Source organism: Nostoc sp. UHCC 0302, assembly GCF_038096175.1.
GTDB lineage: Bacteria > Cyanobacteriota > Cyanobacteriia > Cyanobacteriales > Nostocaceae > UHCC-0302.
The window spans coordinates 1-26,703 of record NZ_CP151101.1 but is presented as its reverse complement, the minus strand read 5'-3'; the positions used below and the strand labels follow the sequence as shown (position 1 = coordinate 26,703).

Below are 26,703 nucleotides of genomic sequence, written 5' to 3'. Positions count from 1 at the left end.
CGCGACGAAGGAATCGTTAGCCATCGACTCAATCGACTACATCGTTGAGTGTCTGGAAGCGTGTGAGAATTTCGCTCCGGCTGGCGGATTTACGAGAGATATTTCCCAGGCAAACGCTGAAGGTCGCTAGTGTCAAAGTGAGTGCTAACCAGAGGGAGAGAATTATCATGAGGGTTGCAGCAGTTGAACCAGTCTCAAGCAGCGTAAAAGGAATTCACTGCTTTTCCTAACTTTTTGGTTTTAGAGGTAGAACAGTGTATTTCTTACAGAAGTACTTTCAAAACCTCAAAGAATGCTCTAGGCAAGCTTTTCAGGAGTATTCCTAAAAAGTCTTGAGGCAATAGAATATGTTTGAAACTTATTCAATTACAGCGCTCACTCTAATTGAAGAAGTCAGAAGCCAGAATTGGTGAATTTAGCAATTTCACTTTTGCTGTTTCTAATCGTGAGTGCTATCTTTATATCGCCCAATTAGGTAAGCTGACAGAATGAAGACACTTTCTTGGCACTCCCCTATATTGAAGATACTCACTCAGAGGTTAGGCTTGTGCCTGAACAACAACTTCTACGCATGGATAGGTTTGTTTACCAAAGCATAACAAACTCAGATGACTACTCGTCTGAGTAAGGTGATTAACTAAGTAGATATTAGATTGCTGGCTTCTAACTTTAATTGTAGACAAGCTCATTTTTAGTTACGCTCACACATCCCGGAGAATGTTATGAAACTAACAAAGCAAAATCTAGCTGAACGTACAGAGCATATCTATGATGTGATTGTAGTTGGTGGTGGAGCAGGCGGTTTATCTGCTGGGATTTATCTACAACGGTACCTTCTGTCCAGTTTAATTATTGACAAAGGCAAAGCCCGTTCCTTCTGGATGCAAGAACTGCACAACTATCTTGGCTTGCCACCTGATACACCAGGGCGCTCGCTTCTGCGACAAGGCAAAGAACACTATCTTTCCTTGGGTGGGGATATGCTCGATGGTGTTGTCGAGCACATTGTGGATGAGGGCGAAACCTTTGTAGTCAAGGTCAAAATCGGTCGGCAAGACAGTATTTTTCAAACATTTCGCACTAAGTACTTAATTGCTGCTAGTGGCATCATTGATTACTTACCCAACTTAGACAATATGCGAAATGTATATGACTATGCTGGGTATAACCTACACGTCTGTCTGATTTGTGATGGCTATGAAATGGCAGATAAACAAGTCGGAGTATTTGCTAACACCGAGAGCAACGCAGAAGTGATTTTTTCATTAGGTTGGTTTACTCCCCACATCACCTTGTTCACCCAAGGATTTTTTGAGATTAGCCAGGAGTTACGGCAGAAATTACAGGGGCATGGCTATCAAGTCGTCGAAATGCCGATTAAGCAATTCCTGGGTGAAGACCATCACATAAACGGTGTGGAACTCGAAGATGGCACTGTCATCGGGCTAGAGGCTGGATTAATTTCAATGGGGTCGAAGTATCACGCTGATTATCTGGATAAATTCAATCTGGAAAAGCAGGGTGGAAACTTAGTCACTGATAAGATGGCAAGGACTTCACATCCCCGTATCTTTGCGATTGGTGATCTCAAGGTTGGATTAAATCAAGTTGTAATTGCCGCAGCAGATGGAGCATTAGCTGCTACTCAAGTCTGGCGAGATTTGCGCCGAGTTCTCAAAGCTAAACCTCAACTAAATATACCTCAAGGAGCGCACAAATAGTCAGCAACTCACACAAAGCGCCTCAATGCCGAAAGCTTACCCCTTGATGACAAAACCCCGGAATGAATTACGTAAACAATTATAAAGTGCTTGCTCATAAGCATTTCTGCTTTTCAAGCGTGCCATTCGTCTTTGGGACAACAAAAGTGACGGCGTACCCACCCGCCTTTAGCATCGCGCTGTAAGAGCAAATCAACTTCCCGTTTTCACACAAATTCCTAAGTGAATACGGAGCAAGCTTACTCGCCAAATCGAATTTCCTGTTCAAAGTCTTCTAGGCTTTTCTGACGTTTCTTTGTAGGTGCAGACCCTGCCCAGTTCACTATCCCCGATTTCTGCCATATTAATGCACATTGATGCAGCAAGAATTTTTCTATACTGGCATTCGTCACCAGATGAATGTTGCCCGATAAGCTAAAAGTGTAATCAGTATTCTCTAGAAAACCCAGAGGCTGAAGAAATGCTATAACCTGTATAATTTCTTGACTTCTAGACCTTAAAATTATCTCTCTTCTCTTACTCTTTGGGTTACTTGACTTTACAGACAGACTCTTGTTTTTATCTTTTGACTGGCTCATGGGCAATTCTCATAAAGACATTTTCATTTACTACTTACACATCACAGAGTAAGGCACAAAGGTCAACCCGCAAGCTTTCACTTTCATTATCTTTTTGCCGACCAGTGGTCGGCAAATATTTGTCAATATGGGAGTAGACAACTTCATAGCTATAGTTAAACCTATATCTACAACAGGCTAGACTTACACGTTCCCTTGCTAGTAATCTGCACCCATACAACAAACGGCAAGATGTGCGAGGATTTGGTTCTAACTTACTGTATTCTGGGATATCCTACCTTGTGTAACCCGAATGAATTCTATAGAAATGCGCCGACTCATCAAAAAAATTGAAAAACCAGTGCGTAAGCGAACAGAAGTAATACCACCACCAGAAGACGAAATTGTTCAACCTGAAATTCAAGTTCCTCAACCTCTAGCTGAGTTAGAACCAGTAGTTGAAGAACCCACATCACCCGCATACATTGAACTACCTGAATCTGCTGCATACATCCCCGAATATCGTCCTCTGCGCTCTGTGGGCAACTCTGGCTGGCAAGTGTCTGATGTCTGGCGCGATATCCGCGTGGATGACTTTTGCAGATGAGTCGAAATTAAATTACACACTAAAATTAAGTAATTAGCTCTAACAAACAGTAGAGCTATAATTTTTATTTATCCTATGTAAAATAATAATATGTAGTAAGTTTTCATCTATACACAGCAAGCTTGATGACAGTTTTTTGTAGCAAAAACGTAGTAAGTTCAAATGAAGGTGCGCCTTAAATTTTTGGGAAAGCATTTGTATTTATATAGTATAAATAATTACTAAAAACAGAAATATGCTTTCACTGCCTAAACAACGCGATGCCATTCGCATTCGCGTTCGCGTTCGCGTTCGCGAAGCGTCTCGTAGAGAAGCGTCTCGTAGAGAAGCGTCTCGCTTGTTTTGCATTATTAAATCTGGGCAATTCCTTACAACCTGATACTACGATTTTCATAGCCCAACTGACTCAAACAGCATTTTCGCTGTGGTGAAGTATTTGCTAGGCAATTGCAGCTAAATCATGGTCTATGGCTCTCATTCCTAAACTCGCACGAACTTCGCTCATCTGTACATTCCAAAATTGATCCCACTTTTGGGCTATTAGTTTACCAGGAGTCTGAGAACCAAGCTTATAGCCACGAGCTATTTCTATCATTAAATCATTGAACTTTGTTGGTTGATAGAGACTGATTTTGACCATACTAAAACTTACTAACATCACACTAATTGGAATTCGAGTCTGAGCTAAGACAAATGCTTGTAGTCCAATTTCTCCAATACCATCAGTATCTAATCCAGTGACTACATGATAAATATCATGGGTAGAACGCCACAGCATTTTGAGATAGGAAATATCATCAACTACCGGAACTTGTTTGTAAAAATAAGGATCGAAACCTCTAGCTTTCATCTCTGTGGCGTAAATCTGCCCTAAAGTTCCTTCTGGGAGTTTGGCTAAATCATCTAAATTCAAAGGTGCAGGCAGCCAGCGTTCTTGAAATAAAGCGTTTACTTCTGGAATTTTTTTTAGTTCATCAACTGCTAACTGTGCCATTTCTGTTTGATCAAGAGCATCCTCAAACTCAAATACTAGATCAGTATTACCATTTATGGGTTTTAGGCTACTAGCAGTTAAAAATTCTATGTAGGCGAGGAGTCCTTTATCATTATTGTAGTTAATTACATTATTCATAATGATTTTATCCGTTTAAAATTTATACCACAAGTCTAGAGGAGAATTTATCCCTCAATTTATGGCAAGCTTATTACAATTTTCATGAATCCTCAGAGGTATTTATGGCAATTTTGGCTCTTAATTTTTACTTGATAAATGAGCTTCAACTCGTTATCTTTATTTTGATAGTTGGTCAAGTCTGCTCAACTTTATGAGCCACAATCCGGAATCAGATTTTCATTCCAAGATAAGCTGAAAATTTATCTGATTTTTGAGAATAATCACAATTTCATGTAGTAATACATGGAAATTCTACCTGATTCTGACTTTTACCGTTAAGCCTTGAAAGACTTGCTGCGAAGGGTTTAAGAAGCAGCACAGCAAATACAGTACAGTAATTGAAATCGGGTGCTAAAGATAACAAGCAATGCTGGACTGGTGGGAGAAAATTTTGCGACCTTAGACATCGAATTTCGACCTTACAAGGATTAGTCCAGGACATTTAGCGATAGCCGTTCGCGCTAGCGTCTCCTTTGGAGAAGGCTTAAGCTTTGCTTATCGCAGTTATTGTTCGCCTTGGTCTCCGACAGGAGAAGGCATTGCTGAGTGAATACCAAACTTCCGAGCTTCATAACTAGCAGCTGCAACTACGCCTCGCTGATTCGGGCTGCCACCGACTACTAACGGTTTACCTCGGTAGCTAGGGTTGTCCCGCTGTTCCACCGATGCGTAAAAAGGAAATACGTATTACCCGTAAGGGTAATATTCTTTTCAAGAATATAGCGCTATATATTGAAAATCCTTTGCTCTTGAGAACTGCTATAACTAATGTTATTTTTCCAAAATAGCGCGAGAAAAAATTAATATTCGATACTGCAAGCCTACTAATTGTTGTGTAAACTTGTCTAACTGAGGCGTTCTCTTATCGACTTCTTTGCGTTGGCTTTACGGGTATACATTGGTCATAAAATTGCTTGTCTTCGTTTATTCTTCTTTGTTCACCTGAATTCTTACTAAGCGGTAAACAGCCAAAATTTTTGGCTTAGCTTAAATGTGTTTATTTCTACGTTGCAGGAGTAAAAAACGCCTATTTCAAAAGCTTACGTTTGTACAAAACCCAAATTCAGATGTAACTTTATAAAACTTAATTTTATTTTAAAATTAATAAAACATTTTAGCCGTAAGTATTATATAGTTTGATTAAATTATTAAGTTAATCCTAGTAACCTATGGTGTTAAATTCTCCAACTTATATTGATGATTCTGGCTTAGTCCTCAATGATAGTAGCAATACTCAGTTACCAGAATCTAGTAATGATACTTCTACATCAGCCATCAACAATAATTCTTTAGAAAGTATTAATACTTCTTCCCCTAGTGTTTCTGCACAACCTAATATTGACGCTAATTCAACACCAAAAAATCAAATTTCTCTGGCTGACACGCAGATTGCAGAATTAAAGCAGATTACAAATAATTTAACAACGAACTTTCCAGAAGGATACCGTTACATTTATAAAATTATCAAAGACAATTCTAATGTTAGTGATAAAACACAATATTGGTTCAGCAAAGCACCAGAAATCAATTCTAACGATCCCAACAGTTCCGGTAATATTTATATTCGTTCAGTAACAGCTAATGGATTAATTTATGACGGCAAGTCACCTGAAAACATTCAAGCCATATCCGACAGTATTGCCAGGGCAGTTTTATCTGATATTGTTGCCCAAAGCGGAATTCCAGAATTTGGTTTAATGCTGAGTAGAGATATCGAAAACTCGCTCGCAGTCGGTGGGCAAACAATAGGTGGTTGGGGAGGAGCATTTTACTATTGGAACGCTCCGCTATCTGATGGCCGCACAGTTGGCCAAACAATTTTACAAGACCCGAATGAATATGAAAAATTTCTGACACTCAATAGCAAAGCGATCTCTGATGCTCGTAGTAAAACCCCATTTTGGGAAGCGCTCGAAACAGCAGTGGGTGCAGAAGCTCCTTTATCTGTCAAACAAGAAATTTTTACACGCTGGTTATCTGGAAATTATACTGGAAATCCTAATTTGGTAAATGGTTGGTTTTATAGCCCATCTGAGCAAAAGTGGTTTTTACAGCCCATAAGTTCAGACATACTACCTTCTTTTACTATCGAAGCAGATCCAGATACGGCAAATAGGCTTAATCAAATTCGAGATATTCGCCTTCAGCATGGAGGAAAGATATCGAGTCTTGAGCCAACTATCATTGATAATCCTGATGGAAGCACCACATTTGCTTTTACAGACACTTCTGAAATTGAAGATTGGTCAACTATCAACCTATCGTTTGATGTAGAAGATAGACCACAAAAAGTACTTCTTACCTTGAATGACAACACTGTTACAGATGTAGTTTATGATACTGATAATAGTGAAGAGTGGAATAGTTACTCGGTCGAATATAATGCTTTAGGTCAGGTAAGTGAGCAAACTGTTGAGCGAGACGATGGCTCGACTTACAGCATTACTTTTACCTCAACAGATATTACCGATCCCTCTAATCCCCGCCAATATCAACTACCTGGACAGTCGTTGACAACTACACTTGATTCTCTCAATTTTATTAAAGCAATCCAGAATGGACAACCTACATCCATAGCAATTTCTGGACTGAGTATAGCTACCAAACTTTCCCCCGACAATGCACTTCTAATAGGTGCTTCTGCGGCTAGTGGTGCAATTATCAATCTCATCAATCTGGAAAATTTGCTCCGCAATGGCGATAAAGTAGCTGCAATTACCACGGGTACACAAATTGTTTCTTATGCAGCTAATCTATATAAAGAATACTTGATAGCTCAGTATGGAGGTGATGGTATTGCAGCACTGGCTGATAATATTGATTTCTGGAACTTTGCAGATGATGTTGACAAGACCATACCTTATATTAGTATCTTTAATAGTCTCTATCACGAAGATTATTTCAATGCTGCTCTTGGTGTCCTGTCTCTCATCCCTGCATTTCAACCATTTGTTATCGGGGTGGAAATTGTTGAAATTATAGTCGATCTCTTCAGCGATCCACCAGAGCCTTGGGGTGATAGCAATTTTATTTGGCAAGGTAACCAAATTGGGCTTTCAATTGTAGGTGATCATGGTGGCGATGAATCCGTACAGAATGTAGCCAATCAACTTCTTACTGCTCTCAATAAAATAGTTTCAGATGCTCAGAGTAGCTCTCCAAATTTCCAACTTGGGCTAATTGCCAATCGAATTCCAGGATTATCTCTAAGAAATGGCTCATTCATTTTACATGAAATCGATTTGATTAGTGGGCAAGCTAAAGATATTTACTATGATCGCGATGGATATTCCAATGCTGTAATAGGAAGCTCCCAATATTTCACCAATCTCGGTCAAGATTATACAATTGCCACTTTCAAGCGCGGAGCGATCGCACCACAATGGGAAGTAGACACTGCTAGGCTACAGACAGAAATCGGTAGCTATAATGCCGGATTGACTGAAGAAGAACGAGCAGCCAAAAATGGCAAGTTGCCTCCGGCATTAACTTCTAATGCTACTACTGAGTCTTTCAAACCGATTATCTTAGATTTGAATGGTGATGGAGTAGGAATAGTTGATCGAGATCACAGCAACGTTGCTTTTGATGTAGATGACAGTGGTTTTATCAAACAAACGGGTTGGATAGATAAAAATGATGGTTTCTTAGTACTTGATCGGAACTTCGATGGCGATGTCACCTCTGGCAAAGAGCTATTCTCCAATATTGAAGTCGCAGTAGATGTTCGTGGTTTAGCAAGCCTAGATTGGGTGGATGCTAATGCCGATAGTCAAATCACCGCAGCAGATCCAGTTTACAATCAGCTACGGGTTTGGCACGATGCTAATAGTAATGGAGTTACTGATCAAGATGAAACCAAGACTTTAGCAGAACTTGGGATTAGTTCAATCAACTATACAATTGGTAGTTATAACGTTAGCGATACAACACGCGAGATATCTTCTCCCGAACTCGCCGCAGATACTCAAGGTTCTCAGTTTCAGCTTGTTGAAAATGGTACCCTGATTACCAGTACCGATGGTCATGCTTCGCTGGTGGTAAATCATGTTGATGACTTATCTAATCTTCAGCCGAATAGTGACGGCGTGACGACATATGAAAATTTAGGTGTAGATATTTTTCTCGGTGATTTGCTCGCAAACGACATTACCTCATCTAATAAATTAACTATCACTGGTGTAGGTAATACGCGTCATGGCACAGCAGCTTTGCAAAATGGGATAGTACACTTCGTTCCAGAGATCGACTATTCCGGTACTGATGCCGGATTTGACTATTACACAAGCACTAATGATAACGCAGATTCCAGCACAACATTAGTTGCAGTGAACGTTATCCACCAAAACCGAGCGCCTGTAATTGATGGTGTAGTATACGATCAAGTACAAGTACAAGTTCCGTCTGATTCTGACTCTCAACAGTCTAATTTTTTACTACAAGATGACCCGTATAATGGACGAATCCTTGTACACGATATTGACGATGCCACCGAAAGTCTAACATTCTCGATTAAAAATCAGGCTCGGTACGGTTATGCTACCATTGACGAGCATATAGGGCATTTCAGTTTTTCGCCAAGTGCGGCACTGGGAATTCAAGATGCATTTGTTGTTGAGATTAAAGACCCACACGGTGCAGTAGCTGATCACACCTTCATTGTGTCCCTACCTATTCCAGTACCAAATGATACTGGTGGTGGCGATGCTCCTAGCGGCGACAGTCCTGGCACTGCTCCAGGCGACAGTCCTGGCACTGCTCCAGGCGACAGTCCCGGCACTGCTCCAGGCGACAGTCCTGGCACTGCTCCAGGCGATAGTCCTGGCACTGCTCCAGGCGATAGTCCTGGCACTGCTCCAGGCGACAGTCCCGGCACTGCTCCAGGCGACAGTCCCGGCACTGCTCCAGGCGACAGTCCCGGCACTGCTCCAGGTGATAGTGATGGTAGTGCTGGTACTGGTAGCAGTGGTGATGGCAGTGCTGGTGCTGGTAGCAGTGGTGATGGTAGTGCTGGTGCTGGTAGCAGTGGTGATGGCAGTGCTGGTGCTGGTAGCAGTGGTGATGGTGGTGCTGGTGCTGGTAGCAGTGGTGATGGTGGTGGCGGTGGCGGTGGCGATGGTGGTGGCGGTGGCGGTGGCGATGGTGGTGGCGGTGGCGGTGGCGATGGTGGTGGCGGTGGCGGTGGTGGCGACCCTATCGTCCTCGATCTATTAGGGACTGGCTTCCATCTTACTAATGCTCATACCTCTCAATCTTTCTTTAATATACTTGGTGACGGCTGGCGTCACCATACTGGCTGGGTTAGTTCTGGCAACGGCATCCTAGCTTACGATTACAATAGTGATCACATCATTAATCACAGGGGCGAAATCGCATTTATTGATTATAAGCCAGGAGCAAAAACCGATCTTGAAGGTTTATCTGCTTTTGACTTTAACGATGATGGGATATTTAGCAACCTCGACAACAAATGGAATCAGTTTGGAGTTTGGGTAGACAATAACAGTGATGCCGTGACTGATGCTGGCGAGTTTAAGACTTTAGATAGCTTAGGTATTAACTCTATTAACCTGACAAGTGACCATCAGCGTACAACTGTTAATGGTAATATAATTCATGGCGTAACTCAGGTTAAGCTGAAAGACGGACGGCAGATTAAAGCTGCTGATGTGAGTTTTCAGGTAACTAATCAAGTATTGCTGGTACATTCCGATGGTACTAGCGAAGTTTTCAACCTTCCCACCCATACCCCCACCCTATCATCAAAGAATCAGGAAAACGATTCGCTCACTGGTAGAGGTAATAATACCTTAGCAGGAAATTTTGAAGGCGATGTTCTGACAGGTAGTCTCAGTGCTGACCAGTTTATCTTTACAGATTTAAATCATGCTGTTGATCCCATCATTAATTCCACTTTGACCCAGAAAGACTTGATTCTAGTTTCTGCGACTGGTTTTGGTGGGGGGCTGACATCAGGACAGGTAATTAACTTTAATCAATTCGTTTTGGGTACTAAAGCTCAGAATCCAGTTGAGCGATTCATCTACAATTCAAATGATGGCTCTTTATGGTTTGATGTAGACGGGAGCGGAGCCACTCCCGCTGTGCAAATTGCAACTTTTAATAACAATCCTTTGCTTAATCACGAGCAAATATTTGTAACATATTGATTATCAGCTAAGACAATTTGCACAAAATTATGCCTTGAAAAAGAAACATAGACAGTTTTGGAAAAAGAAATTGGACAACTTGAAGCTTACAAGTGCTTGTTTTTAGTTAGAATCTCCCAAGCTGTTACCAGATATTGTCACAAGAAAGTAGACAGGTTGTCCAAAATCTTGTTTAAGTCACAGAATCTTTGGATTCTTTATAAGGAAAACCGCAATAAGGATAGAAACGGAATTTTAAAGACGTAATTGGTTCGTTACATTGAGCGCAACTATATCTGGGAATATCTTCTCCAGCAAGGAGGTAACGGGCGGTAGACAAGGAAGGATAACCTCGAATATTGGTGATTTACTCTGTTTAGAAAACATCTTTACATAAGATGTCTCTATTAATTGTTTTCTACTAAGCACTAGTTCAATCCTGTGTCGAAAAACGATTAATTTTCACTGCATTACATAATATCGTTGGTCTTTATCGTTATACTCACAACCTAATCCACTGGGGTCTTTCGATTTACTCCAGCTAATAAATTCACCTATACTTTTCGAGTTACTACGTACTTTCTTTAAAGTTTCAATATCTACCTTCAATTGATTTGCTAATTCAACTTCTGTATGTATTAGTTGCTTCGGCTTTGCCGTCGAGCCTCGCTGATAGTATGATTGCCGTTTTGAACCTTGCGTATTGATATAAGTCGCCAACTGGTTATACGCCGTCTCTAGTTTTTGTATGCGTTCGCTTAAAGTCGAAACTTGTTGCTCTAACTGTTTCACATCAGGGTTTTCTTGCTGCGATTGTTGCTGACTCGGATTAATGCCATAAGCATCATCAAGGCTATCAATTTCACTAATTAACGACTGCAATCCCTGAAGAATAGCACCTGTATGACCATCTCGGTGTAATCTCGATAGTTCTCTCACCGCTGATATCAAAGCAACTGGAACCCGAATCATTTTGCTTTTTAGCGGCTTTGTATCTTCCTTCTCCGGCTTTTTTGGCATAAGGATATCAGCGACGATATCAATATTTTAGGGGCTAATGGAAAACATTCGTTTTAGAATCTTTCGACTCCTTATAAGGAAAACCACAGTAGGGACAGAAACGGAATTTTAAAGACGTAATCGGTTCATTACATTGAGCGCAACTGTTACGTAACCCAGTCCCGCACAGAAAACAAAACTTAGAGCGCGGCAGCAACCAGATGTCTTCTGGCGGAGTACCAGCTTGCCAACACTGGGGGCAAAATCTTATCACATCTGACGTAACGACAGCAACACCGCGGACAACAGCATCGAGGTACTCCGGTGGAATCTGCAATGCAACCGCTAGCCCACGCTGACTTTTGCTATTGAGTTTAGTAGCTTGAGGGGGGACAAAATACCCTAAAATAGATGTATGGCAAGGAGTGTAGCAATTTATGGTAAAACAAAAAGAGCATTCATTCGCAATAAGCTCTATTTAATGATAATATTCCCTGAATTCTACGAGACACACCTCAAGCGAGAGCTTGGACGTACTGAATACTTATTACTAAAACTCCTCATTTATTTATTACAATCTATTAAAACTGTTAGCCTTGAGGCGCTAGCGACTGCTTTACCAATACCAATACTATTTGAAAGTAGAAGGAAAAGAATTCAGCGGTTTTTATCTTTAAACTACATTAATATTGAAGAGATTTGGTTCCCCATAGTTAAAAGTTGGCTAGAAATAAATTTTCCTTTAACTGAAGTTGTTTATGTAGTTATAGATCGGACTAATTGGGGATGCATTAATTTATTAATGATTAGTGTAGTTTGGGACAAGAGGTCTATACCAATATATTTTGAGCTATTAAATAAGTTGGGTTCAAGCAATTTTGATGAACAAGAGGCAGTATTTAAGAAAGCATTACCGATTTTCAAGGATTACAAAACTGTAGTGTTAGGAGACCGTGAATTTTGTTCGATAAAGCTGGCTAACTGGCTCACAGAGCAGAAAGTATATTTCTGTTTGCGCTTAAAAAAAGATGCATTTATAGAAATAGAACCAGAAATTTGGTTGCAATTAAGAGATTTGGGTTTGTCCCCTGGTCTTTCCTTCTTTTACCAAGGTATTAAATATACAAAATCTCAAGGGTTTGTTAGCTTTAATCTTGCTGCTAAATGGAAACGTAAACGTTTTGGAGTTGCGCCGGAGGAGGGTTGGTTTATTCTAACTAATTTAGATAGCCTAGATTCGGCTATTAAGGCTTATAAACAACGTTTTGATATTGAAGAGATGTTTAGAGATTTTAAGAGCGGTGGTTATAATTTAGAAGATACTAATGTATCAGGTCAACGCTTAATTTCCCTAATATTATTAATCTCACTTGCATATACGGCTGCAACAATATCTGGTCAAAAAATTAAACGCATGGGTGTTCAAAAATATGTCGGTCGAGTAAAAGAATCTGGGCGAACAGTTCGCCGTCATAGTAGTTTTTATATTGGATTATATGGGTCTAACTGGGTCGATTTCATGGAAAATTCTTATGAACTGGTGGCTGAGTTAATGACACTAGCTCCTAATAAGCGTAAGTATTATCAACAAGGAGAAAGGGCTATGAGGCTTATTCTATCTGCATCCTAGCCCTTTTTGTCCCCCCTCAAGGTCTACGGTCAAGACCCTGGATAATCAGCGCCATACGAAATCTGACCAGTGTTGCTTGAGAAAAAGGGGCATTTTCACAATCTATGCAATCAAGTACTAACTGCCAACGCCTGTCCATGCTCAATGCTTCAATTGCTTCGGCATCTGAAGCACCTGTATACGCTTGCAAAATGGTTACTAATGCTAACTGTGCTGGTGGTACTGGTGGATGCCCTTTTGGAGAATCTGCATACAGCTTGCTCAGTTCTTTTTGGAATTCCTCATCAAATAATTGATGGCGATATTGCCGTAAAAATGTAAACAGCTTTGCTCGTTTAATGCGCTTAACGATATTTTGCTCTGATACTGATAACTCTATCGGTGGATGCCAATTTCCTGGTCGCATACGTATATTCGTGGTTGCTCATTGCACATTTATTACACGAATTTACCCTAATTCAGTCCTCACCTCTCCTTGAGACTTTGTTAAATATCGCTCAAGCCTTCATTGCCGTTGTAAGCATTGGCTGGCAACCGTTTACTCTATTTTATCCTCCATTATTTACTTCACTCTCAGTTGATTTCTCTTCTGTTCCCCGATTACTGAATCGGTGTTCTAGTACTAAGGTTGATGCTAGCCAGAGGGAGAGAATTATTCTTTGGCTGCAACAGTTGAACCAGTCCCAAGCAGCGTAACTAGATAACATCAGTTATATTTTGTTAGCCGTTGCTTTCTATTCGCCAGTCAAGCGTTGCACCACCAAAGGGCAAAATTGCACCTTGAATTATTAACAGTGCGTTGGTGCTATAAATTTATTTCCCGGCTCAAAATTTTCGCAGTATCACCTCATATCATCGCCACTCACCTTGTAAAGTAAAAGCCGCCCAGACATTAGTCCGAGAATAATTGGGATTGGGACTGCGCCACATTTCTAATTGTGCAGCTCTCAGCGCTGCTACAGGTCGTAAATTATCTTTGAGCATTTTTGTGTAAAATTTTGTCATTAATTCTGCTGTTCCTTTATCGTCTACACTCCACAAACTGACAGCAACTCGTGGACTACCGGCATACATAAATCCTCTTGTCAATCCTACCAAACCTTCACCTTTTACTTGTTCTCCAAGTCCGGTTTCACAAGCGCTTAGCACCACTAATTCTGCTGGAAGGTTGAGGTTAAAAATATCTTGAAGTTGAAGAAAACCATCTTCAGCATTTCCTTTTGAATCTACCAAAGATAGCACTACACTAGAACACTTAGGATTGTTAGTATCGAAAAATCCGTGAGTTGCAAAGTGTACAATTTGGTATTGACTCATTTCTGGATTCGTTACGGTAGTGCGATTAGCATCAAAATCAAAAGCTGATTTGCTTGATGATTTGGGAACTAAACTCAAAATATTTGTGGCTTCTGTGTATGTGCCTTCAAGGCGAGGAAAGCTAAGATTTGAATCACAGCTATAACGCTTCAGTGCTGAAGCATTTAACTCAGTAGAGTTGGGATTTTTACCTCTATTTTGACCACCTGGAGCTACGTTTGGCTTTAAGCGATTATCATCTTTACTAAATACTGGATCTGCCAACACAGCTAATTTTTTTACAGCAATATTGCGGTTTTTAATTTCATTCCTCACCACCGCAATTGTAGAAGCCGAAGGCGCATTCACAATTTCATGTTCTACTAACAACGGTTGTAATTTTGTTGGTGTTGGATTTGGCAACGCTGCAAAGGGTATATATTGTAAAATTCCATCACCCACAATCAACAATCGCTTATTTCCTAATTCCTCCGCCACAGGCTGAAGCAACATTTGACTTAATTTAGTAGCAACTTTTTCAGGATTTTCAGCATTTTTTCCAGGTTGAACTGTAATTCCACCTCGTGAATATAATTCCCCACCGCCTTTGATATTTTGAGCAAACTTCTTAGCTGCCGTTTCAATATCTTCACCTTTGGGTAATTCATAACTTTTTATTTCTGTCTTTGTCACTAACCAAAGATAACTGTGTTCCTGTCCGAGGGAATATTGTAAAAGAATTGTGTTGTCATCAAGAACTAAGGATTGAATTTCTGCGAGTGTCAGGGGTTGGGGTTGAGTAATTGCTGCATAACCCGGACTTTTAGCGCGGATAGAAGCTAGGATTTGCTGATATTTCTCTGAAAGTTCCTCAATTTCTTTATTTAATTCATCTACTTGTTCTGGGGGTTTTTTACTTGATAAGAGTTCAATCCGGATTTTCCTTCTGGCATCAATTTGTTGTTGTAAACTACGTTCCTCTTCTAAGAGTTTTGGATCTACTCCTTTACGGATATCTGCATGGGCTTCTGTCAGAAGTTCTAGCAGACTGCGGGCGCGGGAGCGTTCGCTGGTGTTGAGAGCAAGAGCGTTGTATCCTTTTGATGGGTCTTGTTTGTGCAGTTCCATCAAAATGTCGATTTTCAGTTGATAATAATCTTGTACTGTGGCAAAAAAGGAAGTTTTTAAATCTTCACTAACGACTTCTTTGCGAATGTTTTCGATGATTTTGATTGCTTTATCTATTTCTGTGAAGGATTCTGGTAATTGGTTGTTTTGGCGTTGAAGTTTGGCGATATTGTAGAGACTTTGGGCTTGTTCAGCACTAAAGCCTATTTCCTTATACAGAGCAAGTTGTTCTTGATAGGCTTGTATAGCTTTATCTGGTTGTTTAAGGGCTACGTAAGCTTCAGCAGTTGGGGCGATCGCTCTTGCCTCTAAGTCCCTATAGCGAGATTCTCGTGCTGCTTTTCTGGCTTTTTGAGAGGATTCTAGAGCCTGGGAATAATTTCCTTGTTTAAGCTCAACTTGAGCGCGGATATTAAATGTAGCTGCTTCTGTGGCTGATTTATACTCATTAACCCCTAAATTACGAGATAAATTTAGAGTCTGGTTAGCAAAATTAATTGCTTGTTGAGAATTGCCCGCAGCAAGGTAAGTTCGACCAATACGCTCTAGTGATTGGGCTTCATAGTTACAATCTCCAGCTTTTTTGGATATTTCTAATGATTTCTGATAATAATTCAGAGCTCGTGGGTAATTTTGCGACTTGCGATAGACATCTCCAATGTTGCTCAGAGTACGGCTTTCATCGCTATGATCCCCGATAATTTGATCTAGGGATAATGCTTTTTCATAAACATTTAAACTCTCAGGATATGCGCCTAAAGACAAATAAAGATCACCAAGAGTCTCTAAAGTCTTAGCTTCTTCTGGACGATTTTTTATCTGACGTTGAATCTCTAAGGCTTGATTGAGTTTATCAATCGCTTCTTGTTTTTTACCTTGCTTATTTAAAATATTAGCAATATGCTTAAGTGTCTCTGCTTCTTCTGGCTTACCGCCCATTATTTGCCTCAGTTTTAGTGCTTGTCGATGAACTTCTAGGGCTTTTTGATATTCTCCAATTCTTGTATATACCAAATTACCAAGATTTGATAGAAACTCCGCTTCAGCCCTAAGAAGTTCTTGTGTGTGATATTTTTGAACTAGTTGTTTGTAGTATTCGATACTATTATTGGTAGCTGCGTCAGAATTTGGAGTTGCTGATTGCTTCGACGAATTCTCTAATTTCTCAATATTGGGAGTCTTTTTTATTGATGCTAATTTATCGGCACAAATTGAGCCATTTAACACGAGGTATATTACATCGTAATTGCCTGTATCTCTCTTCAATTCTGGATCGAGATTATTAGCCTGATTTAGGGAATCAAAGCCTTTGTTTGTTTCACCTAAACTGATGTAAAAAAAAGCAATATAATCGAGTATTTCAGCTTGTTTGAGGACATCACCTTTTTCTTTCCAGTATTCCAAAGCTTTGTTGTAATACTCAAGTGCTTTCTTTTTTTCGCCTAATTTGTCACTGTAAATCTGTCCAACCGTGGTGTAAACGATAGATGGTAAATCAACATTCTTAGGAGAGAGTAATGGAATTTGCAGACGGATATCAATCGCTTTTTGATATTCTCCCATTTGGTCGTAGATCAAGCTAAGTGAAGTAGTGGCTCCACCCTCACATTCCTTATCCCCTAAAGCTTGACAAATAAGTAGGGCTTTCTGAGCATATTCCAAAGCTTTGGGATATTCACCTCGAACCCAGTAGAATTTAGCAATTTGATCAAGAGTTGTGGCTTCTTTTTTGCGGTCTTTTGCTAAACGCCAATATTTTAGGGCTTCTTCAAATTTAGGAATGACTTGGGTTAAGAAGGGTGCTTTCTGTTTGCCTAATTGATAGGCTTCTGCTTCTGCTTTTTGGGCCGCAGCACGATTGCTATCTGGGGTGTTGGTTTGGGTTATTAGTTGAGAGGTTGAGGGTATTGGTTTGGGATAGGCGCTGACTGTTTCTGAACACAAGGATAGGCACAGCAACAGGATTAATCTTAGAGGATGTAGTTTGGTCATATTAGCGTTATGTAATTTATCTTTTAGGAATCTCTAACAATTACGAATTAGTTAAACTTATTCTGCTTCCCCAATAAGAGTAAAAGCCGCCCAATTAACAGGATTTGGACTCTTTTTCATCGTCGTCAACATTGCCTGCCGCAGTGCTTGCGCTTTATCAGGATTTTTTTGAAGATTTTGATAAAATTCCGTCATTAATAGTGCTGTGGGCGCATCTGGAACCGACCAAAGCGATACTAAGACACTGGGTACACCAGCACTAATTAAGGAACGAGATAAACCAATTACTCCATCCCCAGTTAGGCGTCCGCGTCCGGTGTCGCAAGCGCTTAAAACAACTAACTCGGCATTTAGCTTCAGGTCAAGGATTTCTGAGGCTGTTAATAAACCATCATCTTTACCGGATGGAGTCAAAGCAATACCGCTATTTAATCCTTGGATATCATCAAATAAACCGTGGGTTGCTAAATGAACAAATCGCGCTTGGGGTAAACGCTGCACTACAGTTGAAACTGTTGCTTTGTTGCCAACGAGAGGTTGAGTTTTGAGTAATTTGCTAATAGCGATCGCTTCAAGTTCTGCACCAGGTAAAGGAATTAATTGTTGCGGAGTTTCGCCGATTTTTGGTGCGATAAAAGGCATTGTTGGATTACCTACAATCAGCGTATCTTTCCCTTCTATGGGTTTTGTGCCGATTCGTTGTTTCTGTTTGTGGGTTAAGTCTAAAACTTGAATTGATGGTGATGTGAGAATAGTGTGTTTTTCAATCAGGTATTTACCGTCTGCGTCTTGTAATGCGGCGAAGGGGACTAGGAATAGAGAACTTTGAGGAATAAAAATAACTCTGTCATTAGAATTTTTGGGTAATAAGTCAGCGATAGGGTTGATTAATAATTCGTGTAGACGCTTTAAATTGTTTTTGGCTTTAGGTGCGTTGGGGTTGTAACTGACATTGATGCCACGAAAAGCTGTACCTCTTGCACCAATGGAGTTACGGCTGGTAATAACGAGCTTTGCAAGAGTTGTGTTTTCTTTTTGCCACAGGGGTTTGAGGTCAACATTGCGAAAAAAGGTGACTTCACCTGTGGGTTTAATTACCCAAATATAGAGTTCTGATTCATGAGTTTCTTGTTTACCCTGAATATTGAAATCATCATAAATAATTGAATATTCAACGAGGGTGGCGTTTTGCTCTTTGGCAATTTGTTGCAGCAGCGATATTTTAGGTTTTTCTGAGGACTGGTTGAAATTTTGGCTAGATAAGCGTGAAGTCAATAATTCAACAAATGCCCTAGAGCGTCCCCGCTCAGAAATTTCTAGAGCATCATTGGTTTTATTCTGAGCAATTAGGACTTGTTGTAATGTACGGTAAGTGAGAGCTTGTTCCTCAAAAATTGAGACTTTATAGCTATCATTTTTACCCAACTGTTCCCTGAGAGATTCCCAGACTTCAATTGCAGTGCGGAGGGTTCTTTCTGCTTCGGTAAGCTTGTCAGTTTCTTGGTAAGCAATTCCCAGATTGCCCAGAGATTGACCCTCGCCTAAACGGTTTCTGATTTCGCGTGCGATCGCCAATTTCTGCTGGTGATACTCAATGGCTTTGCTATAGTCTCCCAGAGCTTGGTAAGCAATTCCCAGATTGCCCAGAGATTGACCCTCGCCTAAACGGTTTCTGATTTCGCGTGCGATCATCAAACTCTGCTGCTGGTATTCAATGGCTTTGCTATAGTCTCCTAAAGCATAGTAAGCAAGTCCCAAATTGCCCAAAGCACCACCCTCACCTTGACGGTCTTTGATTTCACGTGTGATCGCCAAACTCTGCTGGTAGTATTCAATAGCTTTAGGGTAGTCTCGCAGAGCTTGGTAAGCAATTCCCAGATTGCCCAAAGCACCACCCTCACCTTGACGATCTTTGATTTCGCGTGCGATCATCAAACTCTGCTGCTGGTATTCAATAGCTTTAGGGTAGTCTCCTAGAGCTTGGTAAGCAATTCCCAGATTGCCCAGAGATTGTCCCTCCCCTAAACGGTCTTTGATTTGGCGTGTGATCGCCAATTTCTGCTGGTGGTACTCAATGGCCTTAGCATAGTCTCCTAAAGCATAGTAGGCAATTCCTAGATTGCCTAGAGCATTTCCCTCCCCTAAGTGGTTTTTAATTTCAAGAGCGATCACCAATCTTGAGGAGTGATACTCAATGGCTTTGCTATAGTCTCCCAGAGCTTGGTAAGCAATTCCCAGATTGCCCAGAGATTGACCCTCACCTTGACGGTTTTTGATTTCGCGTGCGATCGCCAAAGTTTGCTGCTGGTATTCAATAGCTTTAGGGTAGTCTCCTAGAGCATAGTAAGCAAGTCCCAGATTGCCCAGAGCATTACCCTCACCTTGACGGTTTTTGATTTCGCGTGCGATCGCCAAACTCTGCTGCTGATATTCAATCGCCTTGGTGTAGTCTCCTAGAGCATAGTAAGCAAGTCCCAGATTGCCCAGTGCATTACCCTCGCCTAAACGGTCTTTGATTTCTCGATATATAATTAGCGCCTGTTGCCAAGATTGTAATGCTGCTTCAAATTGACTGGTTTGAAATTCCTCCATACCTTGAGCTAAAAGTCTGTCTGCTTCTGCTTTGCCGTCGGCTGGTGTTTGCGCCAATACCTGCGATGCTTGGAATAATATTGACAAATTTGCGATGGGTTGTGAAACAGTCAAGATGAGAGTGATTAATACGGTTAAACTAAGTTTGCAATAACCCATAAATTTTAGAGTCAGGAGTAAAACAGGGAGTTTAAAAAGATATATCTCTCACCTGCCCAAGGATATGCAAATTCGATTCACTGTGCGAGAGTGAACAAAAGCGATAAACCTGACGGCATGGCTACGCTTACCGTCAACAGCTTGGTTTGTGAGAAAGGGCGGCTTATTACTGTGAGTGTATTGTAAATCAAGGTATCTCACCCGTTTGACAAGAAAATTTAGCGATCGCACGACATTGTTAACTTGTAAATGAGCGTAAACTGATAAATATATCTTTGCAATTGGAAGCAAAGGCGATATCCATTGCAACCGTGTTTCGAGAGAGCAGCGTACACGGCATTATAAATGATTAAATACAGATACTATACGAAGATTGAACTTTTTCAGGAGAAATATTAATGACCATTTCAATGTATCAAGCTTCAGTACCAGTGTTTATTCACACACTAACTAACCTTGTAGGTATTCTTGAAAAAGGTGCTACATATGCACAAACAAAAAAAATAGATCAGTATGTGTTGCCCAATAGTCGTCTATTTCCAGATATGTTTCCATTGTCAAGACAAGTACAAATTGCTTCTGACATAGCCAAGAGAGGTGCTGCACAATTAGCAGGGGCAGAAGCACCTAAGTTTGAGGACAATGAAACTACATTACCCGAACTTATTGACCGCGTTCACAAAACTATCTCTTATTTACACACATTTAAACCTGAACAAATAGATGGTTCGGAAGATAAAACAATTACCATTACGCAGGGTGACAAGAGTCTATCTTTTGAAGGAATGCCATTTCTCCTATATTTTGTTTTGCCAAACGTTTATTTCCATGTCACTACAACCTATGATATTCTCAGACACTCCGGCGTAGAGCTTGGCAAAAAAGACTTCCTAGGCAAGCGTTAACGCTCGGTAATATAAGAGTAAACTGATTTTCATTCTCCGTATCGGGTGAGCGTATAGCGGCTAAGTTGTTGTTGCATCGCCCGATAATTCTACGCCAAATCGAATTTCCTGTTCAAAGTCTTCCAGGCTTTTCTGACGTTTCTTTGTAGGCGCAGACCCTGCCCAGTTCACTATCCCCGATTTCTGCCACATTAATGCACGTTGATGCAGCTTAAACTGTTCTATACTGGCATTCGTCACCAGATGAATGTTGCCCGATAAGCTAAAAGTGTAATCAGTATTCTCTAGAAAACCCAGAGGCTGAAGAAATGCTATAACCTGTATAATTTCTTGACTTCTAGACCTTAAAATTATCTCTCTTCTCTTACTCTTTGGGTTACTTGACTTTACAGATAGACTCTTGTTTTTATCTTTTGACTGACTCATGGGCAATTCTCATAAAGACATTTTTATTCACTACTCACACATCACAGAGTAAGGCACAAAGGTGAACCCGCAAGCTTTTACTTTCATTATCTTTTTGCCGACCAGTGGTCGGCAAATATTTGTCAATATGGGAGTAGACGACTTCATAGCTATAGTTAAAGCTACATCTACAGCAGGCTAGACTTACACGTTTCCTTGCTAGCAATCTGCACCCATACAACAAACAGCAAATCGTCTCGGATTTGGTTCTAACTTACTGTATTCTGGGATATCCTACCCTACTCTATGTAACCCGAATGAATCCTATAGAAATGCGCCGACTCATCAAAAAAATTGAAAAACCAGTTCGTAAGAGAACACAAGTAATCCCACCCCCAGAAGACGAAATTGTTCAACCTGAGAGCCAAGTTCCTGAACCCCTAGTTGAGCCAGAACCAGTAGTTGAAGAACCCACACCACCCGCATACATCGAAATACCTGAATCTGCTGCATACATCCCCGAATATCGTCCTCTGCGCTCCGTGGGCAACTCTGGCTGGCAAGTGTCTGATGTGTGGCGTGATATACGCGTGGATGACTTCTGTGGGTAAGCTAGAATTAAGTTATACCTTTAAATAAGGTAATTAGCTCTAACAAACAGTAGAGCTATGATTTTTATTATTCGTATGTAGAATAAAAATCTGTAGTAAGTTTTTATGTATATACTGCAACCTTACTGGCGGTTTTCTGTAGCAAAAATGTAGTAAGTTCCAATGAAGGTGCGCCTTAAATTTTTAGTAATTATTTATACTTAATATAGTATAAATAATTACTAAAAACAGAAATATGCTTTCACTGCCTAGACAGCGCGATGCCATTCGCATTCGCGTTCGCGTTCGCGTTCGCGAAGCGTCTCGTAGAGAAGCGTCTCGTAGAGAAGCGCCTCGCTTGTTTTGCATTATTAAATCTGGGCAATTCCTTACAACCTGATACTACGATTTTCATAGCCCAACTGACTCAAACAGCATTTTCGCTGTGGTGAAGTATTTGCTAGGCAATTGCAGCTAAATCATGGTCTATGGCTCTCATTCCTAAACTCGCACGAACTTCGCTCATCTGTACATTCCAAAATTGATCCCACTTTTGGGCTATTAGTTTACCAGGAGTCTGAGAACCAAGCTTATAGCCACGAGCTATTTCTATCATTAAATCATTGAACTTTGTTGGTTGATAGAGACTGATTTTGACCATACTAAAACTTACTAACATCACACTAATTGGAATTCGAGTCTGAGCTAAGACAAATGCTTGTAGTCCAATTTCTCCAATACCATCAGTATCTAATCCAGTGACTACATGATAAATATCATGGGTAGAACGCCACAGCATTTTGAGATAGGAAATATCATCAACTACCGGAACTTGTTTGTAAAAATAAGGATCGAAACCTCTAGCTTTCATCTCTGTGGCGTAAATCTGCCCTAAAGTTCCTTCTGGGAGTTTGGCTAAATCATCTAAATTCAAAGGTGCAGGCAGCCAGCGTTCTTGAAATAAAGCGTTTACTTCTGGAATTTTTTTTAGTTCATCAACTGCTAACTGTGCCATTTCTGTTTGATCAAGAGCATCCTCAAACTCAAATACTAGATCAGTATTACCATTTATGGGTTTTAGGCTACTAGCAGTTAAAAATTCTATGTAGGCGAGGAGTCCTTTATCATTATTGTAGTTAATTACATTATTCATAATGATTTTATCCGTTTAAAATTTATACCACAAGTCTAGAGGAGAATTTATCCCTCAATTTATGGCAAGCTTATTACGATTTTCATGAATCCTCAGAGGTATTTATGGCAATTTTGGCTCTTAATTTTTACTTGATAAATGAGCTTCAACTCGTTATCTTTATTTTGATAGTTGGTCAAGTCTGCTCAACTTTATGAGCCACAATCCGGAATCAGATTTTCATTCCAAGATAAGCTGAAAATTTGTCTGATTTTTGAGAATAATCACAATTTCATGTAGTAATACATGGAAATTCTACCTGATTCTGACTTTTACCGTTAAGCCTTGAAAGACTTGCTGCAAAGGGTTTAAGAAGCAGCACAGCAAATACAGTACAGTAATTGAAATCGGGTGCTAAAGATAACAAGCAATGCTAGACTGGTGGGAGAAAATTTTGCGACCTTAGACATCGAATTTCGACCTTACAAGGATTAGTCCAGGACATTTAGCGATAGCCGTTCGCGCTAGCGTCTCCTTTGGAGAAGGCTTAAGCTTTGCTTATCGCAGTTATTGTTCGCCTTGGTCTCCGACAGGAGAAGGCATTGCTGAGTGAATACCAAACTTCCGAGCTTCATAACTAGCTGCTGCAACTACGCCTCGTTGATTCGGACTGCCACCAACTACTAACGGTTTACCTCGGTAGCTAGGGTTGTCCCGCTGTTCCACTGATGCGTAGAAGGCGTCCATATCAACGTGAACTATCTTTCTAGTTGTAGCGACAGGTTCTTGTCCCAAAGGTAGCTCCACCACAAGCAGTCTCGCTTTTCACGCCATTTCCAAGCAAATTAAATCCTAAACTAGAAATCTTATAGTACACTAGCACTAGTTTGAGCTAAATTCTGCTCCCTCTGCAAATTATTTAAAGCTTGCTTTAACTTTCGGCTATCTGCTTCGATTGGTTTTCTGTTAATGAGTAAGCGTGACAATGTGGCTCAAATTTGGTATAGCCTCAGATGGAAAATTAGTCTGTGTTGAAGATGTTGGTAGTGGCAAGACTGAGCTCACGCCTTATACAAAAATACGCCAGATAAGTCATATCGCCTCACTGACTTAACACTTTACCGCGCTCAACTTCAGCGCATTTTATCTTGTAAACTGTATTTTTTAGAGATTCAAACGCCTAAACGTACTCTGCACAAAATAGGCGTTACCGCTAGACCCATACAACAACGATTGGCAGAAATAGAAACGGATTTACTTGCACATTATAAAACTATTACTATTCAACTACTTGGAACTTGGTCACACAGGGGTAATGTTGAATTATATTTTAAGCATCGTTATCAGAATTTCAATTATCGCATCGGCAGTTTAACCGAGTACTTCAAATTTGGTGCTGCCGATGCTAACGCTGCCCTACATGAGCTACAACAAATGAAAGCTAAAGTCCTTTCTCCTGTCGAGATAGATATTCTTAAGGACAACATTAGCTTATCTCAAGTTGCTATCTAGCCCAGACTTATTACTATTGATAATTGCAAAATATTTTTATTCATTACTATTAATAGATCCCAAGTAATTATATAATGCCCATAACAGTAATAATAACTAATTTCTGAAGTTATGGCCCAAATGTCTCTTACCTATGAACTTAGAGATTATCAGCATAAATGGATAAAAGATATTCGTCATTCTTGGGCTAATGGTAATAGGCGGGTACTTGCCCAACTCCCTACAGGTGCAGGGAAAACAGTCTGTTTTGCTCATATCTGTCATAAATTCTTTCAAGAGCAGCAACAAGTCTTAGTCGTCGCTCACCGCCAAGAGTTAATTTCTCAAGCTGCCGAAAAGCTCTCACAAATTGTTGGTGAAAGCGTGGGGATTATTAAATCAGGTATCCCATCTCACCCAGAACGTAGAATTCAAGTTGCTAGCGTTCAAACCTTAGCTAGACGAAAAGTATTAGAGTTTCCTTTAAATGTTGGCGTCGTGATCTTTGATGAAGCACATCATGCGAGTGCCTCTTCATATAGACGGTTGATTGAGCATTATGAAACTGCACAAATATTAGGTGTTACTGCTACTCCCCAAAGAATTGATGGTCAAGGCTTTATTGATTTATTTGATGATTTAGTCATTGGTGAAACTACCGCCCAATTAATTAAAACTGGTTATTTAAGTAAATTTCGCTTATTTGCGACTAATCAAACTATTTCTACTGTTGGAGTTGAGAAATACGGCGGCGATTTTAAAGCTTCACAATTAGCTGTTGCTGTTACTAGCCAGATTGGTGTTAGCCAAATCTTTCAAAACTTTCTCAAATATGCTTCTAATCTCCGCACAGTCATCTTTGCTTCTAGCCTTGAACACTCTCGTGCCTTGGCAAAAGAATTTTGTCGTCACGGCGTTAATGCTGAACATTTAGATGGTTCTACACCAAGTGAAACTAGGTTTCAAATTCTCCAACGCTTCCGTAGCGGAACTACTCAAGTCATCACTAATTATGAAATCATTACTGAAGGTTATGACTGTCCTAACATCGAGTGTATCTACTGTGTACGCCCTACTGAAAGTTCTACCCTCTGGCTTCAAATGACTGGACGTGTTCTTAGGACTCACCCCCTCAAACCAACTGCGGTAATCATTGATGTTACCGATAACTGGAAGAAACACGGACTTCCTGATGAACCACGTCAATGGAGCTTAGAACCACAAAGCCGAATTGAATCCCCAACTTTTGGTTTAATCCAATGTTCTAGTTGCACCCATGTTTTTCAACCGCTGCGAGATGAACTTGCGATTATTTATGCAGAAATTGGCGAAGATGGTTTACTAATTCAACATCACTCCTGCACTTGTCCTAGCTGTGGTGATTGTATTGAGTTTACGACTAAAGAAACAAGAGCGCAAAACCCAAGCCTTACAAGAATTCGGCTCAAACACAGTCTCAGTCTTGACATCACTGAAATTGACTTGTCTGTGTCTGGGCAGAAGCTAGAAATGGTTGATGACCTCCTTTACAAACAACACTTAAAACATTCCCCTCCTGCTAAAATCTACAAAGCTATTTTCATGACCTTCATTGAAACAATTGCTGAATTTACTTTGGGAGATTGGCGCGAGATTGTCAAAATGATTGAGCCTTCATTACCTCTGGTTACGAAAAAAGCCTGGGAATTATACATTGAAGGGTTAGATAGACATAAAAATCGCATACTCGCTCTCTCTTTTATTGAACAACGAAAGTTAAAGAATCAAACTAGCTCCTCGTTGCTCAAAGGGGCGTCTCCTGAACCACCCTCGAAGACATCCAATCAAATCTCCTCTCCACAAACACAACCTCACACATCACCTACGTTCATCAAAAAATTAGGGAATTCCTATTTTCAGAATAAATATGCATCCCAATGGAAAGAATCCTTGGCTCACTGTTCAATGTTAACTGGTGATTTTTTGAGCAACAATGCCGGATTATTTCATGTCGAAACTACACCGAAGTTTGTCAATATTTCTATTGAAATTAGAGATATTCCTAGCCTCAGAGCAAGACTCAAAGATATTTTTGACAACACAGAAATCCAAAATGCTTTTAGTCAAGGTTTTGGCAAACAAGCCAAGGTCATGCTGCGGTTAGCCCAGCAGAGTAATCAAGCCACTTCATGAGCAT

General features: G+C 40.3%; 21 protein-coding genes and 3 pseudogenes. 11 read left to right on the top strand and 13 right to left on the bottom strand.

Going from position 1 to position 26,703, the window contains the following annotated elements; all coding sequences use genetic code 11:
- Window positions 1-28: 28 nt before the first annotated feature.
- Entirely contained in the window at window positions 29-169 is a 141-nt protein-coding gene (locus WKK05_RS38485) for a hypothetical protein (protein WP_341531795.1), read from the bottom strand.
- 553 nt (window positions 170-722) lie between these two features.
- Between WKK05_RS38485 and WKK05_RS38480 the strand changes: the two genes are divergently transcribed.
- Window positions 723-1,721: an NAD(P)/FAD-dependent oxidoreductase gene (locus WKK05_RS38480; RefSeq protein WP_341531794.1), complete on the top strand. Its 999-nt coding sequence runs from the start codon at window positions 723-725 to the stop codon at window positions 1,719-1,721.
- A 239-nt stretch (window positions 1,722-1,960) separates the two neighbouring features.
- On the opposite strand, the gene WKK05_RS38475 is transcribed toward WKK05_RS38480, so the two are convergent.
- Complete coding sequence (locus WKK05_RS38475) at window positions 1,961-2,299, bottom strand: hypothetical protein (RefSeq protein WP_341531793.1); 339 nt, start codon at window positions 2,297-2,299, stop codon at window positions 1,961-1,963.
- Between the two features lie 292 nt (window positions 2,300-2,591).
- Between WKK05_RS38475 and WKK05_RS38470 the strand changes: the two genes are divergently transcribed.
- Together WKK05_RS38470 and WKK05_RS38465 are read left to right on the top strand one after the other, a co-directional pair.
- Window positions 2,592-2,885, top strand: a complete 294-nt coding sequence (locus WKK05_RS38470) for a hypothetical protein (RefSeq protein WP_341531792.1) — start codon at window positions 2,592-2,594, stop codon at window positions 2,883-2,885.
- A gap of 235 nt (window positions 2,886-3,120) precedes the next feature.
- Entirely contained in the window at window positions 3,121-3,264 is a 144-nt protein-coding gene (locus tag WKK05_RS38465; protein WP_341531791.1) for a hypothetical protein, read from the top strand.
- Between the two features lie 60 nt (window positions 3,265-3,324).
- Here the strand turns inward: WKK05_RS38465 and WKK05_RS38460 are convergent, their stop codons facing one another.
- Both WKK05_RS38460 and WKK05_RS38455 read right to left on the bottom strand, forming a co-directional pair.
- The gene (locus tag WKK05_RS38460; protein ID WP_341531474.1) at window positions 3,325-4,017 is read right to left on the bottom strand and encodes a Coq4 family protein; all 693 of its coding nucleotides are present in this window, start codon (window positions 4,015-4,017) and stop codon (window positions 3,325-3,327) included.
- Between the two features lie 573 nt (window positions 4,018-4,590).
- Window positions 4,591-4,722, bottom strand: a pseudogene (locus WKK05_RS38455) (DNA polymerase IV); the annotation flags it as partial.
- Between the two features lie 506 nt (window positions 4,723-5,228).
- On the opposite strand from WKK05_RS38455, the gene WKK05_RS38450 reads away from it, so the two are divergent.
- Entirely contained in the window at window positions 5,229-10,229 is a 5,001-nt protein-coding gene (locus WKK05_RS38450) for a hypothetical protein (RefSeq protein ID WP_341531790.1), read from the top strand.
- A gap of 441 nt (window positions 10,230-10,670) precedes the next feature.
- On the opposite strand, the gene WKK05_RS38445 is transcribed toward WKK05_RS38450, so the two are convergent.
- Window positions 10,671-11,228, bottom strand: coding sequence for an Hpt domain-containing protein (locus WKK05_RS38445; RefSeq protein ID WP_341531789.1), 558 nt, complete (start codon window positions 11,226-11,228; stop codon window positions 10,671-10,673).
- Window positions 11,229-11,262: 34 nt separating this feature from the next.
- Complete coding sequence (locus WKK05_RS38440; protein WP_341531935.1) at window positions 11,263-11,481, bottom strand: zinc ribbon domain-containing protein; 219 nt, start codon at window positions 11,479-11,481, stop codon at window positions 11,263-11,265.
- Window positions 11,482-11,694: 213 nt separating this feature from the next.
- On the opposite strand from WKK05_RS38440, the gene WKK05_RS38435 reads away from it, so the two are divergent.
- Window positions 11,695-12,837: an IS4 family transposase gene (locus WKK05_RS38435; protein ID WP_341531934.1), complete on the top strand. Its 1,143-nt coding sequence runs from the start codon at window positions 11,695-11,697 to the stop codon at window positions 12,835-12,837.
- A 22-nt stretch (window positions 12,838-12,859) separates the two neighbouring features.
- On the opposite strand, the pseudogene WKK05_RS38430 reads toward WKK05_RS38435, so the two are convergent.
- A pseudogene (locus tag WKK05_RS38430) lies at window positions 12,860-13,243 on the bottom strand (transposase); the annotation flags it as partial.
- 77 nt (window positions 13,244-13,320) lie between these two features.
- Here WKK05_RS38430 and WKK05_RS38425 point away from each other — a divergent pair.
- Window positions 13,321-13,533 (top strand): hypothetical protein, encoded by a 213-nt coding sequence (locus tag WKK05_RS38425; RefSeq protein WP_341531480.1) that lies wholly within the window; start codon window positions 13,321-13,323, stop codon window positions 13,531-13,533.
- Between the two features lie 156 nt (window positions 13,534-13,689).
- On the opposite strand, the gene WKK05_RS38420 is transcribed toward WKK05_RS38425, so the two are convergent.
- Genes WKK05_RS38420 through WKK05_RS38410 form a run of 3 tightly spaced genes read right to left on the bottom strand, consistent with a single transcriptional unit; the run spans window position 13,690 to window position 20,295 of the window.
- Complete coding sequence (locus WKK05_RS38420) at window positions 13,690-17,253, bottom strand: CHAT domain-containing protein (RefSeq protein ID WP_341531479.1); 3,564 nt, start codon at window positions 17,251-17,253, stop codon at window positions 13,690-13,692.
- Window positions 17,254-17,310: 57 nt separating this feature from the next.
- On the bottom strand, window positions 17,311-20,004 hold the full coding sequence (locus tag WKK05_RS38415; protein WP_341531788.1) for a CHAT domain-containing protein: 2,694 nt from the start codon (window positions 20,002-20,004) through the stop codon (window positions 17,311-17,313).
- Window positions 20,005-20,052: 48 nt separating this feature from the next.
- The gene (locus tag WKK05_RS38410; protein ID WP_341531787.1) at window positions 20,053-20,295 is read right to left on the bottom strand and encodes a hypothetical protein; all 243 of its coding nucleotides are present in this window, start codon (window positions 20,293-20,295) and stop codon (window positions 20,053-20,055) included.
- Window positions 20,296-20,402: 107 nt separating this feature from the next.
- On the opposite strand from WKK05_RS38410, the gene WKK05_RS38405 reads away from it, so the two are divergent.
- A complete protein-coding gene (locus WKK05_RS38405; protein WP_341531786.1) occupies window positions 20,403-20,909 on the top strand; it encodes a DUF1993 domain-containing protein in 507 nt (168 codons plus the stop codon).
- Between the two features lie 60 nt (window positions 20,910-20,969).
- Here the strand turns inward: WKK05_RS38405 and WKK05_RS38400 are convergent, their stop codons facing one another.
- Window positions 20,970-21,335 (bottom strand): hypothetical protein, encoded by a 366-nt coding sequence (locus WKK05_RS38400; RefSeq protein ID WP_341531785.1) that lies wholly within the window; start codon window positions 21,333-21,335, stop codon window positions 20,970-20,972.
- A gap of 296 nt (window positions 21,336-21,631) precedes the next feature.
- On the opposite strand from WKK05_RS38400, the gene WKK05_RS38395 reads away from it, so the two are divergent.
- Window positions 21,632-21,925: a hypothetical protein gene (locus WKK05_RS38395; protein WP_341531784.1), complete on the top strand. Its 294-nt coding sequence runs from the start codon at window positions 21,632-21,634 to the stop codon at window positions 21,923-21,925.
- A 235-nt stretch (window positions 21,926-22,160) separates the two neighbouring features.
- The gene (locus WKK05_RS38390) at window positions 22,161-22,304 is read left to right on the top strand and encodes a hypothetical protein (protein WP_341531783.1); all 144 of its coding nucleotides are present in this window, start codon (window positions 22,161-22,163) and stop codon (window positions 22,302-22,304) included.
- Between the two features lie 60 nt (window positions 22,305-22,364).
- Here WKK05_RS38390 and WKK05_RS38385 read toward each other — a convergent pair whose 3' ends face one another.
- Both WKK05_RS38385 and WKK05_RS38380 read right to left on the bottom strand, forming a co-directional pair.
- Window positions 22,365-23,057, bottom strand: a complete 693-nt coding sequence (locus WKK05_RS38385) for a Coq4 family protein (RefSeq protein ID WP_341531474.1) — start codon at window positions 23,055-23,057, stop codon at window positions 22,365-22,367.
- A gap of 573 nt (window positions 23,058-23,630) precedes the next feature.
- Window positions 23,631-23,783 (bottom strand): annotated as a pseudogene (locus WKK05_RS38380) (DNA polymerase IV); the annotation flags it as partial.
- Window positions 23,784-24,176: 393 nt separating this feature from the next.
- On the opposite strand from WKK05_RS38380, the gene WKK05_RS38375 reads away from it, so the two are divergent.
- Together WKK05_RS38375 and WKK05_RS38370 are read left to right on the top strand one after the other, a co-directional pair.
- Window positions 24,177-24,548: a GIY-YIG nuclease family protein gene (locus tag WKK05_RS38375; RefSeq protein WP_341531933.1), complete on the top strand. Its 372-nt coding sequence runs from the start codon at window positions 24,177-24,179 to the stop codon at window positions 24,546-24,548.
- A gap of 120 nt (window positions 24,549-24,668) precedes the next feature.
- The gene (locus tag WKK05_RS38370) at window positions 24,669-26,699 is read left to right on the top strand and encodes a DEAD/DEAH box helicase (RefSeq protein WP_341531782.1); all 2,031 of its coding nucleotides are present in this window, start codon (window positions 24,669-24,671) and stop codon (window positions 26,697-26,699) included.
- Window positions 26,700-26,703: the final 4 nt, after the last annotated feature.

Coding starts and splice junctions, on each gene's coding strand:
- WKK05_RS38485 (WP_341531795.1), bottom strand. CDS start 169: ATGATAATTCTCTCCCTCTGGTTAGCACTCACTTTGACACTAGCGACC.
- WKK05_RS38480 (WP_341531794.1), top strand. CDS start 723: ATGAAACTAACAAAGCAAAATCTAGCTGAACGTACAGAGCATATCTAT.
- WKK05_RS38475 (WP_341531793.1), bottom strand. CDS start 2,299: ATGAGCCAGTCAAAAGATAAAAACAAGAGTCTGTCTGTAAAGTCAAGT.
- WKK05_RS38470 (WP_341531792.1), top strand. CDS start 2,592: ATGAATTCTATAGAAATGCGCCGACTCATCAAAAAAATTGAAAAACCA.
- WKK05_RS38465 (WP_341531791.1), top strand. CDS start 3,121: ATGCTTTCACTGCCTAAACAACGCGATGCCATTCGCATTCGCGTTCGC.
- WKK05_RS38460 (WP_341531474.1), bottom strand. CDS start 4,017: ATGAATAATGTAATTAACTACAATAATGATAAAGGACTCCTCGCCTAC.
- WKK05_RS38450 (WP_341531790.1), top strand. CDS start 5,229: ATGGTGTTAAATTCTCCAACTTATATTGATGATTCTGGCTTAGTCCTC.
- WKK05_RS38445 (WP_341531789.1), bottom strand. CDS start 11,228: ATGCCAAAAAAGCCGGAGAAGGAAGATACAAAGCCGCTAAAAAGCAAA.
- WKK05_RS38420 (WP_341531479.1), bottom strand. CDS start 17,253: ATGACCAAACTACATCCTCTAAGATTAATCCTGTTGCTGTGCCTATCC.
- WKK05_RS38415 (WP_341531788.1), bottom strand. CDS start 20,004: ATGGGTTATTGCAAACTTAGTTTAACCGTATTAATCACTCTCATCTTG.
- WKK05_RS38405 (WP_341531786.1), top strand. CDS start 20,403: ATGACCATTTCAATGTATCAAGCTTCAGTACCAGTGTTTATTCACACA.
- WKK05_RS38400 (WP_341531785.1), bottom strand. CDS start 21,335: ATGAGTCAGTCAAAAGATAAAAACAAGAGTCTATCTGTAAAGTCAAGT.
- WKK05_RS38395 (WP_341531784.1), top strand. CDS start 21,632: ATGAATCCTATAGAAATGCGCCGACTCATCAAAAAAATTGAAAAACCA.
- WKK05_RS38390 (WP_341531783.1), top strand. CDS start 22,161: ATGCTTTCACTGCCTAGACAGCGCGATGCCATTCGCATTCGCGTTCGC.
- WKK05_RS38385 (WP_341531474.1), bottom strand. CDS start 23,057: ATGAATAATGTAATTAACTACAATAATGATAAAGGACTCCTCGCCTAC.
- WKK05_RS38370 (WP_341531782.1), top strand. CDS start 24,669: ATGTCTCTTACCTATGAACTTAGAGATTATCAGCATAAATGGATAAAA.